At 69.6% G+C, this 20,738-nt stretch carries 9 protein-coding genes and 1 pseudogene; 5 read left to right on the plus strand and 5 right to left on the minus strand.

The window, feature by feature from the left end; all coding sequences use genetic code 11:
• Positions 1-10 precede the first annotated feature (10 nt).
• The 3 genes from QPK32_RS23225 to QPK32_RS23235 form a co-directional block, all read right to left on the minus strand.
• Positions 11-1,825, minus strand: coding sequence for a DUF885 family protein (locus QPK32_RS23225; protein ID WP_290415156.1), 1,815 nt, complete (start codon positions 1,823-1,825; stop codon positions 11-13).
• 86 nt (positions 1,826-1,911) lie between these two features.
• Positions 1,912-3,042: a branched-chain amino acid ABC transporter substrate-binding protein gene (locus QPK32_RS23230; RefSeq protein WP_290415157.1), complete on the minus strand. Its 1,131-nt coding sequence runs from the start codon at positions 3,040-3,042 to the stop codon at positions 1,912-1,914.
• 75 nt (positions 3,043-3,117) lie between these two features.
• Positions 3,118-3,603, minus strand: a complete 486-nt coding sequence (locus tag QPK32_RS23235) for an Lrp/AsnC family transcriptional regulator (RefSeq protein ID WP_290415158.1) — start codon at positions 3,601-3,603, stop codon at positions 3,118-3,120.
• A gap of 151 nt (positions 3,604-3,754) precedes the next feature.
• Between QPK32_RS23235 and QPK32_RS23240 the strand changes: the two genes are divergently transcribed.
• The 4 genes and pseudogenes from QPK32_RS23240 to QPK32_RS23255 all read left to right on the plus strand — a co-directional run bounded on the left by QPK32_RS23240 (position 3,755) and on the right by QPK32_RS23255 (position 17,151).
• Positions 3,755-5,809, plus strand: coding sequence for an aminotransferase class V-fold PLP-dependent enzyme (locus tag QPK32_RS23240; RefSeq protein WP_290415159.1), 2,055 nt, complete (start codon positions 3,755-3,757; stop codon positions 5,807-5,809).
• 272 nt (positions 5,810-6,081) lie between these two features.
• The gene (locus tag QPK32_RS23245) at positions 6,082-14,868 is read left to right on the plus strand and encodes a GH36-type glycosyl hydrolase domain-containing protein (protein WP_308632657.1); all 8,787 of its coding nucleotides are present in this window, start codon (positions 6,082-6,084) and stop codon (positions 14,866-14,868) included.
• Positions 14,865-15,350: pseudogene (locus tag QPK32_RS23250) on the plus strand (outer envelope protein); the annotation flags it as partial. The gene QPK32_RS23245 and the pseudogene QPK32_RS23250, both read left to right, overlap by 4 nt.
• Before the next feature lie 145 nt (positions 15,351-15,495).
• A complete protein-coding gene (locus QPK32_RS23255; protein WP_290415160.1) occupies positions 15,496-17,151 on the plus strand; it encodes a CehA/McbA family metallohydrolase in 1,656 nt (551 codons plus the stop codon).
• Here QPK32_RS23255 and QPK32_RS23260 read toward each other — a convergent pair.
• Positions 17,148-17,726, minus strand: a complete 579-nt coding sequence (locus tag QPK32_RS23260) for a TMEM165/GDT1 family protein (protein ID WP_290415161.1) — start codon at positions 17,724-17,726, stop codon at positions 17,148-17,150. The genes QPK32_RS23255 and QPK32_RS23260 overlap by 4 nt on opposite strands.
• Positions 17,727-17,927: 201 nt before the next feature.
• On the opposite strand from QPK32_RS23260, the gene QPK32_RS23265 reads away from it, so the two are divergent.
• Complete coding sequence (locus QPK32_RS23265) at positions 17,928-19,559, plus strand: serine hydrolase (protein WP_290415162.1); 1,632 nt, start codon at positions 17,928-17,930, stop codon at positions 19,557-19,559.
• Between the two features lie 17 nt (positions 19,560-19,576).
• On the opposite strand, the gene QPK32_RS23270 is transcribed toward QPK32_RS23265, so the two are convergent.
• Complete coding sequence (locus QPK32_RS23270) at positions 19,577-20,506, minus strand: hypothetical protein (RefSeq protein ID WP_290415163.1); 930 nt, start codon at positions 20,504-20,506, stop codon at positions 19,577-19,579.
• Positions 20,507-20,738: the final 232 nt, after the last annotated feature.

Here is a 20,738-nt window from a genome sequence, read left to right on the forward strand (position 1 = left end):
GGTTGCCACGTCATTTGCTCGCGGCGATCCAGCGGTCGACCTTCTTCTCCAGCAGCTCCAGCGGCAGCGTGCCCTCGCCCAGCACGATCTCGTGGAACTTCGGCAGGCTGAACTTGCTGCCCAGCGCCGTCTCGGCGCGGCGGCGCAGTTCCTGGATCTTCAGGGCGCCGATCTTGTAGCCCAGCGCCTGGCCCGGCCATGCCATGTAGCGCTCGGTCTCGCTGCGCGCGATCGATTCCGGATAGCCCAGGGTCTCGCGCATGTACTGGATCGACTGCTCGCGCGTCCAGCCCTTGGCGTGCATGCCCGTGTCGACGACCAGGCGCACGGCGCGCAGCATTTCGTCGTTCAGGTGGCCGAAATAATCCTCCGGCTTGTCGAACAGGCCCATCTCGCGGCCCAGCGTCTCGGCGTACAGCGCCCAGCCTTCGGTGAAGGCGTTGTTGCCGCCGAACTTGCGGAAGTTCGGCAGGCCCAGCTCCTGCATCAGCGCGATGTGGAAGTGGTGGCCCGGTTTGCCTTCATGCAGGAACAGCGTGACCATGCCGGTGCTGCCGTACTGCGCGGGGTCGTTCACCACGGACCAGAACACGCCGGGACGCGAGCCGTCGACGGCCGGCGGCGTGTAGTGGTCGGATGCCGTCGCGCGCGACAGTTCCGGTTCCAGGCGCAGGTCGAGCGGCGTCTTCGGGCGCAGCGTGAACAGGGCCGGCAGCTTGGTCTCGAGCACGCCGTCCAGGTGGCGGTAGACGTCGATGACTTCCGTGTCCGTCTTGAACGGCTTGTATTTCGCCTGTTCCGACACCCAGGTCGGCAGGCCGGCGGCCGGACCCGTGTAACCCATCTTCGGGCCGATGCGCGCGTACTCGCCCTGGATGCGCGCGACTTCCTTCAGGCCCGTCTGGTGGATCTGCTCGGGCCGCAGGTCGGTCGTGGTCTGGCTGGCCACGCGCACCAGGTACCAGTCCATCCCCTGCGGCAGCGCGCTCCAGCCGGTGCTGGTACGGCAGGCCGGGATGTATTCCTTCTCCAGGAAGTCGGCCAGGCGCTGCAGCGCGGGGTTCAGCTTGGACTCGATCACGACGCGGTAGCGTTCCGTCAGCAGCTTCTTGTCCGCATCGCTCACGCCGGCCGGGAAGTTCTTCACCGGAGCATAGTAGATGCTGTCTTCCGGCCTGGCGGCCACCAGCTGCTTGAACTGCGGCAGGGCGGACTGCATGATCGCCTTCGGCTGCACCACGCCGCGCCGCATGCCTTCGCGCATATTGGCGATGGCCTGGTCGATCCACGGACCGAGCTGCGACAGGCGGCTCAGGTAGTCCTGGTAACCCTTGGCGTTCGTCAGCGATTGCGCGCCCTGGCCGCTGGCGTAGTTCGCCAAGGTCACCGGCAGGCTGTCCATCTGGTTGATGGGCAGCAGGTGCTCGGGGAAGGGCTCGAAGCGCAGCGCCGTACGCAGTTCATAGTCGAGGATGTCCCAGCTGGTCTGGTCGCGCTGCGCGAGACCGGCGCGCGGGATCGCATGCAGGCGCTTCAGGTAGTCCTTGTACAGCGCGAACTGCGCGGCGCGCTGTTGCGGCGCGATCGACATGCCGATCTGGTCGGCGAAGCGGTTGTCGCCGCTTTCGCCGGCCGATACGGGGTCGAAGCGGGCCAGCGCGTCCCAGTAGTCGTCGGCCAGTTTGTTCAGCGCCTTCGAGGCGGCGCCGGCGGCGGGCTTTGCTGCCGCAGGCTTGGCGGCCTTTGCGGCTTCGGCGGCGCCGGCAGGGGCGCAGGCGATCATGGCGGCGCAGGCGATCGCGCCGAGCTTCAGGAGGTGTGTCATGTGTCGATGTGCTCTCGGGGAAAAGAAATGGCGGCGCCCAGCATACCCGGGTGCCGCCAGCATGCCCAGTCTTTACCAGGCTGTGTTCAATAGCTCGCCAGGGGCGCCAGCTGGCCGCCCTTGAAGGTATAGACCGTCACGGCCGTCTTTTTCAGGTTGCCGCCTTCGTCGTAGCCGTAGGTGCCGGCCACGCCCTGGTAGCTGGTCGTGTGCAGCGCCTTCGACACGGCGGCCGCGTCGACCGCGCCCGCATCCTTGATGGCGCGGCCGATGAACATGGCCTGGTCGTAGAAGGCCGGCGCGTACACGTCCGGGTCGCGCTGGAAGCGCTGCTTGTAGCGGGCCTTGAACGCGGCGCCGCCGGGCTGCTTGTCGAGCATGGCGCCGGCCTGGGCGCACAGGATGTTGTCGCCGACGGCATCGCCGCCCAGCTTGGCCATCTCGGGGCTGCACAGCGTGTCGCCGCCGAGCAGGCGCACGTTCGCCATGCCGAGCTGCTTCATCTGGCGCGCCATCGGGGCGCCCTGGGGCGCGTAGCCGCCGTAGAAGATCGCATCGACCTTCTGGGCGCGGAAGGCGGTCAGGATGGCGGAGAAATCGCTGGCCTTGTCGGTGGTGAACTGGCGGCCGGCGACGGACAGGCCCGAGCTGCGCGCCTGGCGCGCGAACTCGTCGGCGATGCCCTGGCCGAAGGCGGTGCGGTCGTCGATCACGCCGACCTTCCTGATCTTGAGCTCCTTGGCGGCGTACGAGGCCATCGAGGCGCCGACCTGCGTGTCGCTGGCCACGATGCGGAACACGTTCGGGTAGCGCGCCTGCGTGATCTTGGGGCTGGTGCCCACGGTCGACATCAGGATGCCGGCATCGTTGTAGACGCGCGATGCGGGAATCGCCACGCCCGAGTTGTAGGGGCCGAGCACGAACTTGACGCCGGCGTCGGCGAATTTCTGGGCGACGTTCACGCCGGCCTTCGGATCGCCCTGGTCGTCCTCGGACAGCAGCTCGAAGCGCAGGGTCTTGCCGCCGGCCTTGATCTTCTGGGCGTTGAGTTCCTCGACCGCGAGGCGCACGCCGTTCTCGTTGTCCTTGCCGGCGAAGGCGTTGGCGCCGGACAGCGGGCCGCTCACGCCGATGCGCACCACCTGTTCCTGTCCCTGGGCCTGCGCGCCGAGCACCAGCAGGCCGGCGGCCAGCGCGATAGTGAATTTCGATGGCATTCCTTGATGTCTCCGTTCGATGCAAACGGCTGCCATCATCGCACGATCACGCGCGCATGCAAACAGGATGGCGGCTCAGGCGGCCAGCCCGTGCGAGATCAGTTCCAGCGGCAGCGCGGTGGTGTACTTGATCTGCTCCATCGAGAACGCCGACGAGACGCCGGACAGCTGCGCGGTCTTGATCAGCTTCTTGTAGAAACGGTCGTAGCCGTCGATGTCGGTGGTGACGACCTTCAGCAGGTAGTCGACGTCGCCGCTCATGCGGTGGAATTCCAGGACCTCGGGCAGGGCCATCACGGACGCGGCGAATTTTTCCAGCCACTTCTCGTCATGCTCCGTGGTGCGCACGCTGACGAACACCGTGACGGGCAGGCCGACCTTGTGGCGGTTGACGATGCTGACCCGGCTTTCGATATAGCCTTCTTCTTCCAGGCGCTTGACCCGCTTCCAGCAAGGGGTGCTGGACAGGCCCACTTTCTCGCTCAAGCCGGAAATCGACAGGGTAGCGTCCGCCTGCAGGGCGGCCAGAATCGCACAATCGTATTTGTCGAGTGAGTTCATTGTTTCCGTCCCGATTTTTAAGAATGCTTGTTCTTCTGCCGTGGAAAAACCAAAGATTCTTTAGTACGTTCAATTCGGCATGAGTCCGTAACATATTACTCAACAATCACGCGGATGGCTCAACTATTTTTGGACTTTTAGCAATTATTTCATGACCCCGGATATCTACCTCGACGCAAACGCCACTTCGCCGGTCCTGCCTTCCGCGCTTGCCGCGGCGGTCGAGGCGATGGAAGGGCGATACGGCAATCCAAGCAGCAGCCACGCGACCGGCCTGCGCGCCAAGTGGATCCTCGACGAGACCCGCCTGCGCGCGCGCCGCGTGCTCGGCGCGGGCCCGGGCCGCGTGCTGTTTACCAGCGGCGCCACCGAAGGCATCCAGACCGCCGTGCTGTCGGCCTTGTGCGCGATCCGCGAGCGGCGCGCGGCCGGCGAGGCGGTGGGCGAGCTGCTGGTCTACGGCGCCACCGAGCACAAGGCCGTGTCGGAAGCGCTGGCGCACTGGAACCGCCTGCTGGGCACGGGCCTGACGCTGCAGGCGCTGCCCGTCGACGGCGACGGCCGCCACCGCCTGGACGTGCTGCGCGAACTGGCGCCGCGCGCCGCCATGGTCTGCACGATGGCGGCCAACAACGAGACGGGCGTGATCTCGGACATCGACGGCATCGCGCAGGTGCTGCGCGAGCACGGGCCGCGCGCCTACTGGATGGTCGACTGCGTGCAGGCGCTCGGCAAGCTGCCGCTCGACCTGGCGAACACGCGCATCGACTACGCGCCGTTCTCGGGCCACAAGCTGCATGCGCCCAAGGGCATCGGCATCCTCTACGTGCGCGACGGCGCTCCCTACACGCCCTTGATGATCGGCGGCGGCCAGGAATCCGGCCAGCGTTCCGGCACCGAGAACATGGCCGGCATCGCCGCCATGGGCGCCGTGCTGGCCGCGCTGGAAGAGGGCACGACCTTCCGCGGCCATGCCGAGCTGGCCGCCATGCGCGAGCGCGTCGCCGCCGCGCTGCGCGACGCCTTCCCCGGCATCGTGTTCAATGCCCCGTTCGACCTGGCGCTGCCCACCACGCTGAACTTCGCCGTGCCGGACCTGGCCAGCAAGGACGTGCTCGACCTGTTCGACGCGGCCGGCCTGCGTGTCTCGGCCGGTTCCGCCTGCTCGGCGGCCAAGGCCGCGCCCAGCTACGTGCTGGCGGCGATGGGCTTGCCCGAGTGGCGCAGCGCCGGCGCCGTGCGCCTGTCGTTCGGGCCGCTGTCCGACGACGCCTTCATCGACGCCGCCTGCGCCCGCATCCGCCGCTGCGGCGGAGCGCTGCGCCGCCACGTCCTCGACCATGCGGACGGTCACCCCGGCGTGCTGCAGCTCAGCAGCGAAGGGCGCCACGGCTGGATCGTGTTCGACCGCCGCGCCGGCCAGGCGATCGTGATCGATCCGCCCGCGCCGCTCGCCGGCCGCATCGCGGCGCAGCTGCGCGGCCAGGACCTGCGCGTGGCCGCCGTGCTGGGCACCGGGGCCGACCAGGATGGAGCACATGCGCGCGGCCTGCTGCGCGCGGCGCTGGGACAGGACGCGTCCGATCCGGGGCCGCTCGGCTGGCCGCGGTCCAGTGGCGAAGCGCTGCTGGGCGACGGCGGCCGCGCGCCCGCGCTGACGCTGGGCACGGCATTGCTGGCGCGCGTCGATGCGGGGGAGGGCGCGGCCCTGTACCTGCTGGGCGCGGCGGCGGGAGCGCAACTGCCGGCCGATGCGGTGCGCATGGTATTCGCTGGCAGCGGCGTGCCGGCGCTCCACGGCATCGCGCGCAAGGATGTGCTGCTGTGCCACGCGGCCGACATGGCCGGCGTGCCGTTCGGCGTCGCGTCCGCCCAGGAGGGCGTGCGCCGCGACGACGCTGCCGCGCAGCTGGCGCCGGATGCGCTGGAGGACTTCCTGCGCCGCCATCCGGATGCGCTGCTGGTCGACGTGCGCGAAGCGGGCGAGACGGCCGTCGGCGCGGGCACGCCCGCGGGCCGCGCGGCGCTGGCCGTGCCGCTGTCGCGCCTGGCCGAGCATGCGGCCGGATTGCTGGCGCAGCCGGCACGTCCGCTGGTGTTCTTCTGCCGCAGCGGCAACCGCAGCGCGCGCGCGGCGCTGTGCCTGCAGCGGCTGGGGCATGCGCAGGTGTTTACGCTCGTCGGCGGCCTCGCTCTGATGCGATAACGCAGGTACCGGTTGGACGCGTGGACAGCAAAGCTGTCCACCCTACCGGCACCGCATGTACCGTAGGGTGGACGGCAAAGCCGTCCACGCGGCGATATTGATCGCGTGCATATCCACGCACCAACTGTGTACGCTAGCGCACGGTGTCCACAAGCATGATCTCTTAGCATGGCGTCAGCCGTGCGCCTCCCAGCCCACCCCGCCTCATCTCGACCTGGCCGCTTGCGCGCCCACCCGGCGGTTCGCCGCGCACGCCACCATCGAGGTTCCTGTTGAAACAAGAAAAAGACTTCACCCGCCCAGCGTCCGGCGCGGGATCTTCCGCCGTATCGGCCAGCCTCGCCAACGGCGAGGCGCCGCTGCGTGCCGAACTGTATTCCGCCGCCCAGATGGCGGTGCACGGCCGCCGCCTGGCGGCGCGCCACCAGGTCGGCAGCCAGCCGGGCAGCGACCGCCTGCTGGCGCGCCTGGCCGACAATGCCGCCGTCATCGCCGATGCCTGCGCTGGCCTGACCCGCGCCGCCGAGGCGGGCGTACGCCTGACCCCGGCCGCCGAATGGCTGCTCGATAACTACTACCTGATCGAAGAGCAGGTGCGCACCGCGCAAAGCCACCTGCCCAAGGACTACAGCCGCGAACTGCCCTGCCTGGCGGACGCCGATGCGGAAGCGGGCGGCCGCCCGCGCGTGTACCAGCTGGCGCTGGAAATGGTCGCGCACGGCGACGGCCGGCTGGAGCCGGAAAGCCTGGCAAGATTCGTCGCGGCCTACCAGGAAGGCGCGCCGCTGGCGCTGGGCGAACTGTGGGCGATTCCGATCATGCTGCGCCTCGCGCTGATCGAGAACCTGCGCCGCATCGCCGCGCGCCAGGCCGACAACCGCGTCCAGCGCGAGCAGGCCAACCGCTGGGCCGACCGCATGGCCGAGCGGGCCGACGACAAGCCGGGCGACCTGATCCTGCTGGTGGCCGACATGGCGCGCGAAGTGCAGCCGATGGGATCGAGCTTCGTGGCCGAGCTGACGCGCCGCCTGCAGGGCCGCAGCGGCCCGCTGACCCAGGCGCTGCAGTGGATCGCCACGCGCCTGGCCGACGAGGGCCGCACGATCGACCAGGCGGTGCAGGCCGACATCGGCCAGCAGTCCAGCGACCAGGTCTCGGTGGCCAACAGCATCGGCAGCCTGCGCCTGCTGGGCACCACCGACTGGCGCGAATTCGTCGAGACCCTGAGCGCCGTGGAACAGGCGCTGCGCGGCGACCCGGCCGGCGTCTACGGGCGCATGGACTTCGCCACCCGCGACCACTACCGCCACGTGGTCGAACGCCTGGCCCGCGCCAGCGGGCGCAGCGAGCTCGAGGTCGCGACCGAGGCGGTCGCGCTGGCTGCCGCGCATGGTCGCGATGCGGGCGCCGATGAGGTTGCCAACGCGGGCCACGATGCGCGCCTGCGCCACGTCGGCTACTACCTGGCGGGCAAAGGCTACCCGAGCCTGGAGCGGCGCCTGAACATGCGGCCCGGCTTCGTCGCTTCGCTGCGCCGCACGGGCCGCGCCTGGCCCCTGCTGTCCTACCTGGGCGGCATCGGCGCCTTCACGGCCCTGTTCACGGCCGCCGCCGTCGTCCACGCATGGCAGAACGGCGCGCCGCACTGGCTGATGGTGGCCATCGGCATCCTGGCCGTCCTCGGCGCGAGCCAGCTGGCGCTGTCCCTGGTGAACCTGCTGGCCACGCGCCTGGTCATGCCGGCGCCGCTGCCGCGCATGGACTTCAGCGACGGCATCCCGCCCGATGCGCGCGCCGTCGTCGTCGTGCCTTCGCTGCTGTACAGCCGCGCCAACGTGGCGGCGCTGTGCGACGCGCTGGAAGTGCGCTACCTGGCCAACCGCGACCAGCACCTGCGCTTCTGCCTGCTGACCGACCTGGCCGACGCGCCCCAGCAGGAGATGTACGGCGACGCCGAACTGGTCGAGCAGGCGCGCGCCGCCATCGCCGCGCTGAACGAACAATATGCCGGCGAAGACGGCGGCCCCTTCCTGCTGCTGCACCGCGCGCGCAGCTGGAGCGAAGGGGAGCAGGCCTGGATCGGCCGCGAGCGCAAGCGCGGCAAGCTGGAGGATTTCAATGCCTTCCTGCGTGGCGGCGCGGCGGACCGCTTCGCCGTCGTCGAAGGCGACACGGCGGGCCTGGCCGAGACGCGCTACGTGATCACGCTGGACGCCGACACCCAGCTGCCGCGCGATGCCGCGCGCCAGTTCGTCGCCACGATGGCGCACCCGCTGAACCACCCGGTGCTCAACGCCGAGCGCAGCCGCGTGGTCGACGGCTACGGCCTGCTGCAGCCGCGCGTGACGACCTCGCTGCCGCTGGAGAACGCCTCGCGCTACGAGCGCCTGTGCAGCGGCGAGCCGGGCATCGACCCGTACACGCGCACCGTGTCCGATGTCTACCAGGACCTGTTCGGCGAAGGCTCGTTCACCGGCAAGGGCATCTACGACCTGGAGACGTTCGAGACGGTGCTGAGCGATCGCCTGCCGGACAACCGCGTGCTGTCGCACGACCTGCTGGAAGGCTGCTACGTGCGCGCCGGCCTGCTCAGCGACGCGCAGGTGGTGGAAGCCTATCCGCCGCGCTACAGCGACGACGTCAGCCGCCGCCACCGCTGGATCCGCGGCGACTGGCAACTGGCGGGCTGGCTGCGCAACAAGGTTCCGCTGCCGGACGGGAAGCGCGGGCCGAATCCGCTGTCGCCGCTGGCGCGCTGGAAGCTGTTCGACAACCTGCGCCGCAGCCTGGTGGCGCCGACGCTGACGGTCCTGTTGCTGCTGTGCTGGGCGCTGCTGCCGGCGCCCGCGTTCTGGAGCGCGGCGATCCTGTCCGTGTTCTTCCTGCCCTTCTTCATGGGCAGCCTGATCGGCCTGGCCGACAAGGCCCACGACATCACGCTGCGCCAGCACCTGCTGAACTGGACGCAGGGCGCGCGCATCGGCCTCGGCCACGCCGTGCTGAACACCGCCTTCCTGCCGCACGAGGCCTGGTACAGCGTCGACGCGATCGCGCGCACCGCGTGGCGCATGCTGGTGTCGCGCCGGCACCTGCTGGAGTGGCGCGCGTCGAGCCTGTCGCGCTCCAGCACCGACATGGAAAGCAACTGGCGCAATATGTGGTTCGCCCCGGCGCTGGCCGTCGGCACGGCCGTGCTGCTGACCTTCGCCAATCCGTTCGCCTTGTTCGCCGCGGCGCCGCTGCTGCTGCTGTGGTTCCTGTCGCCCGTGGTGGCATGGTGGGTCAGCCTGCCGGTCGAGCGCGCCAAGCCCGCGCTGGGCGTCGACCAGCACCGCTTCCTGCAGCGCCTGGCGCGCCGCACCTGGGCGTTCTTCGAGGACCACGTGACGGCGCAGGAAAACTGGCTCCCGCCCGACAATATGCAGGAGCACCCGGCCACGGTGGTGGCGCACCGCACGTCGCCGACGAACATCGGCCTGGCGCTGCTGGCCAACGTCACGGCCTACGACTTCGGCTACGTGGCCGCCGGCGAGCTGCTGCTGCGCACCCGCGCCACGCTCGGCGCCATGGGCCGCCTGGAGCGCTACCGCGGCCACTTCTACAATTGGTACGACACGCTGACGATGGCGCCGCTGCAGCCGATGTACGTGTCGGCCGTCGACAGCGGCAACCTGGCCGGCCACCTGCTGACGCTGGCCGCGGGCCTGGAACAGCTGGGCGACCAGCCGATCGCGTCGCGCCGCTCGCTGGACGGCATCCGCGACACGCTGCGCGTGATCGAACAGGAGGCGGAAACCCGGGCGGAAACCCTGCCGGCGCTGGCGGAAGCGGTCGGCGCGCTGTGGCAGCAGCTCGCCCCCGAGCGTTGCCGCAGCGCCGACACGCTGCCCGGCCTGGCCGAATGCCTGGGCGCGCTGGCGCGCCTGGCCGCCAATGCGCACAAGGCGGTGCCGGCAGACGCCGACCCGGCGCTCCACGCCTGGACCGCCAAGCTGCTCGCGCAATGCGAGGCCGCCCACGCCGACCTGCTCTTGACGGCGCCGTGGATGCGCGCCGTGCACCAGTTCGTGATCGACTCGACGCTGACGCGCATCCCGACGCTGCGCGAGCTGGCCGCGTTTTCCATGCGCGCGCCGGGCGCCGACCTGGCCGAGGATGAACGCGCGCGGCAGCAGCAATTGGCGAAGCTGGTCGCCGAGGGCAGCGCCAACGCGCGCGCGCGCCTGGACGAGATCGCGCTGCTGGCACGCCAGGCGCGCGAGTTCGCGGCGATGGACTTCGGCTTCCTGTATGTCGACGATCTCGACCTGATGGCGATCGGCTACAACGTCAGCGAGCGCCGCCTGGACGGCAGCACCTACGACCTGCTGGCCTCGGAGGCGCGCCTGGCGTCCTTCGTGGGCATCGCCCAGGGCCAGTTCCCGCAGGAGCACTGGTTCTCGCTGGGCCGCCAGCTGTGCCTCGTCGGCGGCCAGCAGCTGCTGCTGTCGTGGAGCGGCTCGATGTTCGAATACCTGATGCCCCTGCTGGTGATGCCGACCTACCGCGACACGCTGCTCGACCAGACCTACCACGGCATCATCCACGCCCAGATCGACTACGGGCGCCGCCGCAACATCCCCTGGGGGATTTCCGAGTCCGGCTACAACACGGTCGACGCGGCCATGAACTACCAGTACCGCGCCTTCGGCGTGCCCGGCACGGGCCTGAGGCGCGGCCTGGGCGAGGACCTCGTGATCGCGCCGTACGCCACGATGATGGGCCTGATGGTCGAACCCGAGCTCGCGTGCGAGAACCTGGAGCGCATGGCCAAGCTGGGCTTCATGGGCAACTACGGTTTCTACGAGGCGGTCGACTACACGCCGGCGCGCGTGCCGCGCGGCCAGGACTTCGCGATCGTCCGTTCCTTCATGGTGCACCACCAGGGCATGGGCTTCCTGGCGCTGTCCTACCTGCTGCACGACCGCCCGATGCAGCGCCGCTTCGAAGGCGACCCGCAATTCCAGGCCACGCTGCTGCTGCTGCAGGAGCGCGTGCCGAAGTCGGGCGCGTTCGAATCGGCCAGCGCCGAGGCGGAAGCGCTGCGCCTGCCGGCGCCGGAAGCGGCGATGCCGACCCGCACGGTGGGCCTGGCGCACGCCGCCCATCCGGAAGCGCAGCTGCTGTCCAACGGCCGCTACCACGTGATGGTGACGGGCAGCGGTTCCGGCTACAGCCTGTGGCGCGACCTGGCCGTCACGCGCTGGCGCGAGGATCCCACCGTCGACGACTGGGGCCAGTTCTGCTACGTGCGCGACCTGGACAACGGCCAGCTGTGGTCGACGGCCTGGCAGCCGACCCAGGCCGAGCCCGAGCACTACGAGGCCAGCTTCTCGGAGGGACGCGCGGAATTCCGCCGCCGCGACCACGGCATCGAGCTGCATACGGAAATCGTCGTGTCGCCCGAGGACGACATCGAGCTGCGCCGCACGCGCATCGCCAACCGTTCCGGCGTGCGCCGCACGATCGAGGTGACGAGCTACGCCGAAGTCGCGATGGCCGCGCCGAACGCGGATGCCGCCCACCCGGCGTTTTCGAAACTGTTCGTGCAGACCGAGATCCTGCGCGAGCGCGGCGCCATCCTGTGCACGCGCCGTCCGCGCCACAAGGGCGAGCACATGCCCTGGATGCTGAACCTGATGACGGCGCACCAGGAAGGCAAGGGCGGCGAGGCGCCGGCCGCGCCGGAATTCGAGACCAGCCGCGCCGACTTCATCGGCCGCGGCAACCGCAACGCCCTGCCGCAGGCGCTGGCCGCGATGAACCGCGCGCCGCTCGGCGGCCAGGACGGTTCCGTGCTGGATCCGGTGGCGGCGATCCGCCGCGTGTTCGTGCTCGAACCGCACGAGGAAGCCGTGTTCGACGTAGTGCTGGGCGCGGCGGAAACGCGCGAGCACGCGCTGCACCTCGTCGAGAAGTACCAGGACCGCCACCTGGCCGACCGCGTGTTCGAGCTGGCCTGGACCCACAGCCAGGTCGTGCTGCGCCAGCTGAACGCCAGCGAGGCCGACGCCCAGCTGTACAGCCGCCTGGCCGGCAGCGTGATCTATCCGAACACGGGCCTGCGCGCCGACCCGGCCGTCATCGCCCGCAATGCGCGCGGCCAGTCCGGCCTGTGGGCGTACGCGATCTCGGGCGACTTCCCGATCGTGCTGCTGCAGATCCGCGACGTGGCCAACATCGAGCTGGCGCGCCAGCTGGTGCAGGCGCATGCCTACTGGCGCCTGAAGGGGCTCGTCGTCGACATCGTGATCTGGTGCGAGGAGCGCAAGGAAAACACCAGCGGCTACCGCCAGGGCCTGTACGACCAGATCATGAGCCTGATCGCGTCCGGCATGGATGCGCAATCGGTCGACCGTCCGGGCGGCGTGTTCGTGCGCCTGCTCGAGCAGATCCCGAACGAGGACCGGATCCTGATGCAGTCGGTGGCGCGCATCGTGCTGTCGGACGAGGCGGGCAGCCTGGCCGACCAGCTGCGCCGCGCCGGCGCGCAGAAAGGCCAGCTGCCGCCGGCGCTGGTGCCGCAGCAGCCGGACGGGATACCGGTCGACACGGTCGCATCGCTGCCGGCGCCGGCGACCATCCTCGACAACGGCATCGGCGGTTTCAGCGCCGACGGCCGCGAATACCTGATCCGCACGGGTTCGGGGCGCCACACGCCGGCGCCCTGGGTCAACGTGCTGGCCAGCCCCATGTTCGGCAGCGTCGTCTCGGACAGCGGCACGGCCTACAGCTGGAACCAGAACGCCCACGAGTTCCGCCTGACGCCCTGGGAAAACGATCCCGTGTCGGACCGCGGCGGCGAAGCGTTCTACCTGCGCGACGAGCACACGGGCGTGTTCTGGTCGCCGACCGCGCTGCCGGCGCCGTCCGGCGGCGACTACCTGACCCGCCACGGCTTCGGCTACAGCGCCTTCGAGCACAGCGCCCACGGCATCCGCAGCGAACTGCTGACCTACGTGGCACTGGACGCGCCGCTGAAGTACGTGACGGTCAAGCTGCGCAACGAAGGGTCGAGCGCGCGCCGCCTGTCCGTCACCGGCTACGTCGAATGGGTGCTGGGCGACCTGCGCGCCAAGTCGGCCATGCACGTGGTGACGGAACAGGACCCGGTCAGCGGCGCGCTGTTCGCCCGCAATGCCTACAACACGGACTTCTCGGGCCGCGTCGCGTTCTTCCACCTGGATGCCGAGCACGTGTCCTATACCTGCGACCGCGCCGAATTCGTCGGCCGCAACCGCAGCCTGGCCAATCCGGCGGCGCTCGAGCGCCAGGGGCTGTCCGGCCGCAGCGGCGCCGCGCTCGATCCGTGCGCGGCGCTGCAGACCGTGGTCGAGCTGCAGCCGGGAGAAGAGCAGGAGCTGGTGTTCATGCTGGGCGTGGGCGGCCGCCGCAACCTGGACGCGTCGGGCATGGTCCAGCGCCACAGCGGCGGCGGCGTCGCCGCGGCGGACTTCGCCAAGGTGCGCGAGTACTGGGAGGAGACGCTGGGCGCGATCCGCATCGAGACGCCGGATCCGGCCCTCGACGCCATCGCCAACGGCTGGCTGATGTACCAGACCATCGCCTGCCGCATGTGGGCGCGCAGCGGCTACTACCAGTCGGGCGGCGCCTACGGCTTCCGCGACCAGCTGCAGGATGCGATGGCCACCGTGCACACGCGCCCGCAACTGCTGCGCGACCATATCCTGCTGTTCGCCGGCCACCAGTTCGCCGAGGGCGACGTGCAGCACTGGTGGCACCCGCCCACCGGACGCGGCGTGCGCACGCACTGCTCGGACGACTACCTGTGGCTGCCGCTGGCCGTGCACCGCTACGTCGGCGTGACGGGCGACGCGTCGCTGCTGGACGAGGTCGCGCCCTTCATCGAAGGCCGTCCGCTCAAGCAGGAAGAGGAATCGTGGTACGACCTGCCGGGCCAGTCGCGCGAGCAGGCCAGTATCTACGAGCACTGCGTACGCGCGATCCGCCGCGCGCTGACGTTCGGCGCGCACGGCCTGCCGCTGATCGGCACCTGCGACTGGAACGACGGCATGGACCGCGTGGGCAACGAAGGCCGCGGCGAAAGTGTGTGGCTGGGCTTCTTCCTGTACGAGGTGCTGCAGCGCTTCGCCGAGCTGGCCGAACGGCGCGCCGACTACGGCTTCGCCACCACCTGCCGCAGCGCGGCCCAGGTGCTGTCGCACAACATCGAGGAAAACGCCTGGGACGGCAGCTGGTACCGCCGCGCCTACTTCGACGACGGCACGCCGCTCGGCTCCCGGCAGAACGACGAGTGCCGCATCGACTCGATCTCGCAGAGCTGGGGCGTGTTGTCCGGCGCCGCCGATCCGCAGCGCGCGCGCCAGGCGATGGGCGAAGTGGATGCGCACCTGGTGCGGCGCGACGCCGGCCTGATCCAGCTGCTCGATCCGCCGTTCGACAAGGGCGTGCTGGATCCCGGCTATATCCGCGGCTACGTGCCGGGCGTGCGCGAGAACGGCGGCCAGTACACGCATGCGGCGATCTGGACGGCGATGGCGTTCGCGCGCCTGCGCGATACCGAACGCGCCTGGGAGTTGCTGCGCATGATCAACCCGGCCAACCATACGGGCACGCTGGAGGCCTGCGCCGTCTACAAGGCCGAGCCCTATGTGATGACGGCCGACATCTACGCCGTGGCGCCGCACGTGGGGCGGGGCGGCTGGAGCTGGTACACGGGCTCGGCCGGCTGGATGTACCGCCTGATCGTCGAATCCTTGCTCGGCGTCGAACGCAGCGGCGAGCGCCTGACCCTCGCGCCACAATTGCCACGCGCCTGGCCCGGCTTCACGCTACACTACCGCTACGGCGATACGCCTTACACGATCGCCGTGACGCGCAGCAGCGAGCCCGGCCTTGTCGTGGATGGCGTCGCGCAGGACGGCGATGCGATCGTGCTGGTGGACGACGGCAGGCCGCACAGCGTCGAACTGCGGGTGGCGGAAGACGGCGGGGCGCTCCCCGCGGAGCACGAGAACCGGGCCGAGATCGACCGATGACGAGACGGGTACATGCCGGGGCCAGCGTGGCTTGCTCGGCCGCGCTGGCTGCGGCCGGCTTCGGCGCCGTGCTGGTGCCGGAGCGCGCAGCCCGCGCCGCCGACTGGAGCGACACGGCCATCAGCTGGCGCTACGGCACCCGTTTTCGCGAACCCTTCAATCCCGCCGACATCAAGAAGCATATCGTCGCGCTGACCCACTCCAGCGGCTACCGCTACGGCACCAGTTACTTCAACCTCGACCTGCTGGAGTCGGACCGCAACGATCCGGCTTCCCTGAACGGGCGCGAAGGGGCGCAGGAAGCGTACGTGGTCTACCGCCACACCGTCGACATCGGCGCGCTGCGCGGCGAGCCGATCCGCTTCGGCAAGGTCAAGGGTGTGGGACTTGTGCTGGGCTTCGACTGGAACACCAAGAACGACGTCGGCTACAACTCGCGCAAGCGCATGCTGGTGGCGGGGCCGACCCTCATGTGGGACGTGCGCGTAGGCGACGTGCCGGGGGCCGAATACCATTTTTAGGTTTTACCCAGTATCACTTTATCTTTGTCAATAAGATAATAAAATAATGACAAGAATATGATCTTGGGATCAAGGCGGGAATCGATGCAATTGCAAAAATTGCATCATGAAAACCTTATCCTTCCTCCTCCCCCTGGCGCTGGCCGCGGCCGGCTCGATCAACGTACAGTCCGCAATTGCTGCCGTGCCGGTCGTGGCGGCGCAGCACGAGCACCGCGAGCTCGATGCCACGCTGCACGCACCCTACCGCGGCGACGGCCGTGGCCAGCCCGACGCGCGCACGTTCACCCTCGCGTTCGACTATCCCGGCCTGGCCGGCGGCGAGGTCGCCTGGCGCCTGGAACTGCTGGCGCCGAAGGGGCGCCGCGTCGGACAGTGGCAGGGGCGGCAAGCGCTGGCAGGCGGCCGGCCGGCCAGCGTGGCGGTGCGCTGGCAGGGACTGGTGGGCGGCGCGCGCCCCGCCGCCGGCATCTACCGCGTGCGCCTGCATGCCCGGGTCGCCGGCGAGGAGGTGGAACAGGCCTGGGATATCGCCGTGGGCACGATCGCGGCGCCGTCCATGCCACCCTTTGCCGGCCTGCCGACGCGGCGCACGCCGTTGCACGACACCTTGCCTGCGGCACCGGCGCCTGACGGCTTGCCCTATACCGTCTACTACGGCAACCTGCACAGCCAGACCAGCCACAGCGACGGCGGCGCGCCCGTCGACGACTGCCACGGCGCCCAGGAGCCGCAGAGCGCGCCCTTCGGCCCGGATGCGGCCTGGCCCTATGCCTGGCGGCACGGCCTGGACATCCTGATGGTCTCGGAACACAACCACATGTACGACGGTTCGAGCGGCACCAGGACGGACGCCGATCCGCTGGCGGCGAAAGCGCTGTACCGCGCAGGCCTGGACAGCGCGCGCGCCTTCAACGCCGCGCACAAGGATTTCCTCGCGCTGTACGGACTGGAGTGGGGCGTGATCGGCAACGGCGGCCACCTGAATATCTTCAACGGCGACGCGCTGCTGGGCTGGGAAAAAACCGGCAAGGGAGACCTGCTGGCGGACGTGGAGACGGCGCGCGGCGACTATGGCGCCCTGTATTCCCTGATGCAGCGGCGCGGCTGGATCGGCCAGTTCAACCATCCGGCGCTCACCGGGCAGTTCGCCGTCGGCGGCCAGGCGCTGGCCTACACGCCGGAAGGAGACGCCGCGATGGCCTTGTGCGAGGTGATGAACAGCTCCGCATTCTCGACCAGCGAAAACGAGGGCGAGACGCGCCGCAGCAATTTCGAACAGGCCTGCAACAAGCTGCTCGAAGCGGGCTACCACGTTGCCTTCAGCAGCAACCAGGACAACCACTGCGCCAACTGGGGCGCGTCGGCCGCCAACCGCACCGCCGTGCTGATACCGAACGGCGTGCCGCTCACGCGCGACAGCTTCGTCGAGGCGCTGCGCGCGCGCCGCGTGTTCGCCACGATGGACAAGGATGCGCAACTCGTGCTGACCGCCAATGGCCACCTGATGGGCGAGCGCTTCGCCAACAGCGGTCCCTTGCGCCTGCTGGTGCGCTTCGCCGGGGCACCGGGGAGGACGGCGGCCGCGGTGGAGATCGTCGAGGGCGTGCCGGGCCGGGGCGGCGAGGTCGCGACGCTGCCCGGCGGGGCCGACGTGCAGCTGGCGCCGGCGCCGGGCCCGCATTTCTACTACGCGAAGGTGACGCAGGACGACGGCCGCATCCTGTGGTCGGCGCCCGTGTGGGTCGACCAGTCTCCCTAGAAGCCCAGGTTGCTTCCCGCGCCCAGCAGCGTGGCCACGCCCAGCGCGACGAAGATGAGGGCCGCGCAACCGTGCACGAGCTGCAGCGGCACGCGGCCGGCGATGCGGTCGCCGAACAGCACGGCCGGTACGTTCGCGAGCATCATGCCGAACGTGGTGCCGGCGACGACCAGCGGCAGCGAGGCATAGCGCGCGGCTAGCGCGACGGTCGCGACCTGGGTCTTGTCGCCCATCTCGGCGAAGAAGAACGCGAGCACCGTGGTCGCGAACACGCCCAGGCGCGCGGGGGCCGGTTCGTCGTCCTCGTCGATGGTGTCGGGCACCATGATCCAGGCGGCCATCGCCAGGAAGGCGATGCCCAGCACCCAGCGCATCGCGTCCGGGCCGAGCAGGCGCGCCACCAGGGTGCCCGCGGCGGCAGCGAAAGCGTGGTTGGCGATCGTGGCGACGAAGATGCCGAGCACGATGGGCAGCGGGCGGCGAAAGCGCGCGGCGAGCAGGAAGGCGAGCAGCTGGGTCTTGTCGCCGATTTCGGCGAGGGCGACGATGCCGGTGGAGATGAGGAAGGCGTCCATCGGGGGCGGGCGGAAAGAGCAAGGCGCGGATCATAGCAGAAGGTGGCGCGGCGGGGGAGCGATGACACGCGGTGACGTCTGCCGGATGAAATGCTATCCTGCTGGCGCCCACGGCTTGCCGTGCCGCCCTGACATCGGGCGCCGTATCGATCTGTCGATGGATGCGGCGCCGCCATACCGAGGAACCCAAGAGTGCTCTCCATGAACCGCATCGCAGCAGCCGTCCTGCTCGCTTTCTCCAGCATCGCCCTGGCCCAGACCGCCCCCGCCGCCGCTTCTGTCACCGCTTCCGCAACAGCCGCCGCCGCCGATCCGGCCGTGCAGGCCTGGCTCGCCGGCGACGTCCAGCGGACGATGACACTGTTCGACGTGCCCGGCATCGCGATCGCCATCGTCAAGGACGGCAAGGTCGTGGCGACCCAGGGCTTCGGCGTGCGCAAGCTGGGCGCGCCGGACAAGGTCGACGGCAAGACGCTGTTCGAGGTGGCCTCGAATTCGAAGGCGTTCACCGCCGCCGCGCTGGCGATGCTGGTCGACGAAGGCAAGCTGGCCTGGGACGACCCGGTCACCAAGCACCTGCCCGACTTCCAGATGTACGACGCCTACGTGACCCACGAGATGACGGTGCGCGACCTGCTGACCCACCGCAGCGGCCTGGGCCTGGGTGCCGGCGACCTGCTGTGGTGGCCGACCACGCAGTTCTCGACCGACGAGATCATCCACAAGCTGCGCTTCATTCCGCCGGCGACGAGCTTCCGCAGCAGCTATGCCTACGACAACCTGCTGTACATCGTGGCCGGCAAGATCATCGCCGCCAAGTCCGGCAAGACCTGGGGCGAGACGATCCGCGAGCGCATCCTGGCGCCCGTGGGCATGAACACGACGACGACCAGCCTGGCGGACAACGCCGGCAATCCGGACGTGGCGAACGCGCACAGCAAGATCGGCGGCAAGATCGCCGCCGTCAAGGCGATGCCGGTCCCGAACGCCGTCGGCGCCGTCGGCATCAATACCAATGCCGAGGACATCGCGCGCTGGATGAACGTGCTGCTCGCGCAGGGCAGCCTGGGCACGGGACCGGACGGCAAGGAGCGTCGTCTGTTCAGCGCCAGGCAGGCGCGCGAGATGTGGACCGCGCAGACGCCGATGCGCATCAGCGAGCCGGATCCGAAGCTGGCCGCCACGCGTCCGAACTTCCTCGCCTACGGGCTCGGTTTCCAGCTGCGCGACTACCAGGGCCGCCTGCTGGCGATGCACAGCGGCGCGCTGCAGGGCTTCTATTCGAAGGTCGTGCTGGTGCCGGAAGCGAAGCTGGGCATCGCGATCCTGACCAATGCCGAAAGCGGCGGCTCGCTCAATGCGCTGCAGTGGCAGCTGCTCGAACGCATGCTGGAGCCGCAGGCGAAGACGGACTGGATCGGTACCGTCAAGGCCGTCGAGGACGAGGCGCACGCCAAGGAACAGGCGCGCCTGGCCAAGGCCAGCGCATCCCGGGCCGCGAAGTCGCAACCATCGCTGCCGCGCGCCAGCTACGACGGCGAGTACCAGGATCCGTGGTACGGCAGCGCCACCATCAAGCACGTGGGGAACAAACAGGTGCTGGCGTTTTCGCGCACGCCGGACCTGACGGGGGAACTGGAGCACTTCCAGCACGACACCTTCATCGTGCGCTGGAAGGAGCGCAACTTCAACGCGGACGCCTACGTGACCTTCGCGCTGAACCCGGACGGCAGCATCGAGCGCATGAAGATGCAGCCGATCTCCACCGAGACCGACTTCAGCTACGACTTCCAGGACCTGAACTTCACGCCCGTGAAGCCGCCGAAGTCGTGATGCGTCGTCCGGTGCCGTCAGAGCGACGGCACCGGATTGAAGCCCGACACGGCGCGGTACTTGCCGCCGCCGTAGCGCAGCACCTGGCGCTGGTCGACGGCCAGCGGCGGCGCGGACCGCGATTCGCCGCGGTTGATGGCGCCCTGGTAATGGATGACCAGGTCGCCCGGCTGGTCGTGCGCCGCATCCACCGTCCAGCTGCCGTCGATCGCGTAGCAGTCGTGGGCGTCGGCGTCGTCCCGTGCCGGCATGGCCGCATGCGTCCGCAGCGCCGCTGGCTGGGCCCCGGCCAGCGGCTGCAGCCGGCGCGGGCAGTCGGCGGCGCTGCCCGTGTTGGCGCCGGACAGCGCCAGTTCCACCGCCGGCTCGCGGTGCATGCCGTCCTTGTCCTGCTCGTACAGCGCCAGCCAGGTGCCGCAGTAACCATCCCAGCAACTGCCGTATTCGACGCCCAGCCCCTGGCGCTGGCCGCCCAGCGCCACCGCGTGCAGCGTGGCGTTGCCGCCGAAGCCGCGCCAGGCGAAGATGCCCTGGCTCAGGCTCACATGCCAGGTGCTCCCCTGTTTCTCGAACTGGTAGGCGGCCAGCGCCATCGGGGTGGCCTGGCCCGCCCTGGCGCGGCCGTCGTCGCCTGCCGGCACCAGCCCGGCGACCAGCACCAGGTGTCCGGCATCGACGCGCAGCACCAGCTTCGGCTCGACCAGCACGCGCACCTGGCCGGTACGCCATCCATCGTGTTCGGCCGTGCCGAACGGGATCTGCACCGTCTGCACGCGGCCCGGCCCCGTCGCGCTCCAGCCGGGAAAGGCGAGGGGCGCCAATTGGGCGGGCGCGGGCAGTGAAGTGGATGAAGGCGCGGATGATGGCGTAAATGAGGGCGTGGCCGCCTGGACGGTTGCGCCGTTCAGCAGCACGGCCGCTGCCGCTAAGTGACGAAGGATCTTCATGGGACCTGGCGTGGATCGGCGAAATGTGAACTGATTGTGTCGCGAATATACACGTCGCTTCCCCAAAAAAATGCGCGGATTGTCACGGCCCCGCACTAAAAACGCGCCGGAACGGTGTGGTGCACTGTCCTGGCGCTCCAGGAACCCTCGAAAAGGGTGTCGCGCACCTCATTACGTGCTTGGCATAAAGATTGGTTCATCGCGCTTTCCCGGGGAACGCATCCTTGATTTT

The organism is Massilia sp. YIM B02763, assembly GCF_030412015.1.
Classification (GTDB): domain Bacteria; phylum Pseudomonadota; class Gammaproteobacteria; order Burkholderiales; family Burkholderiaceae_D; genus Telluria.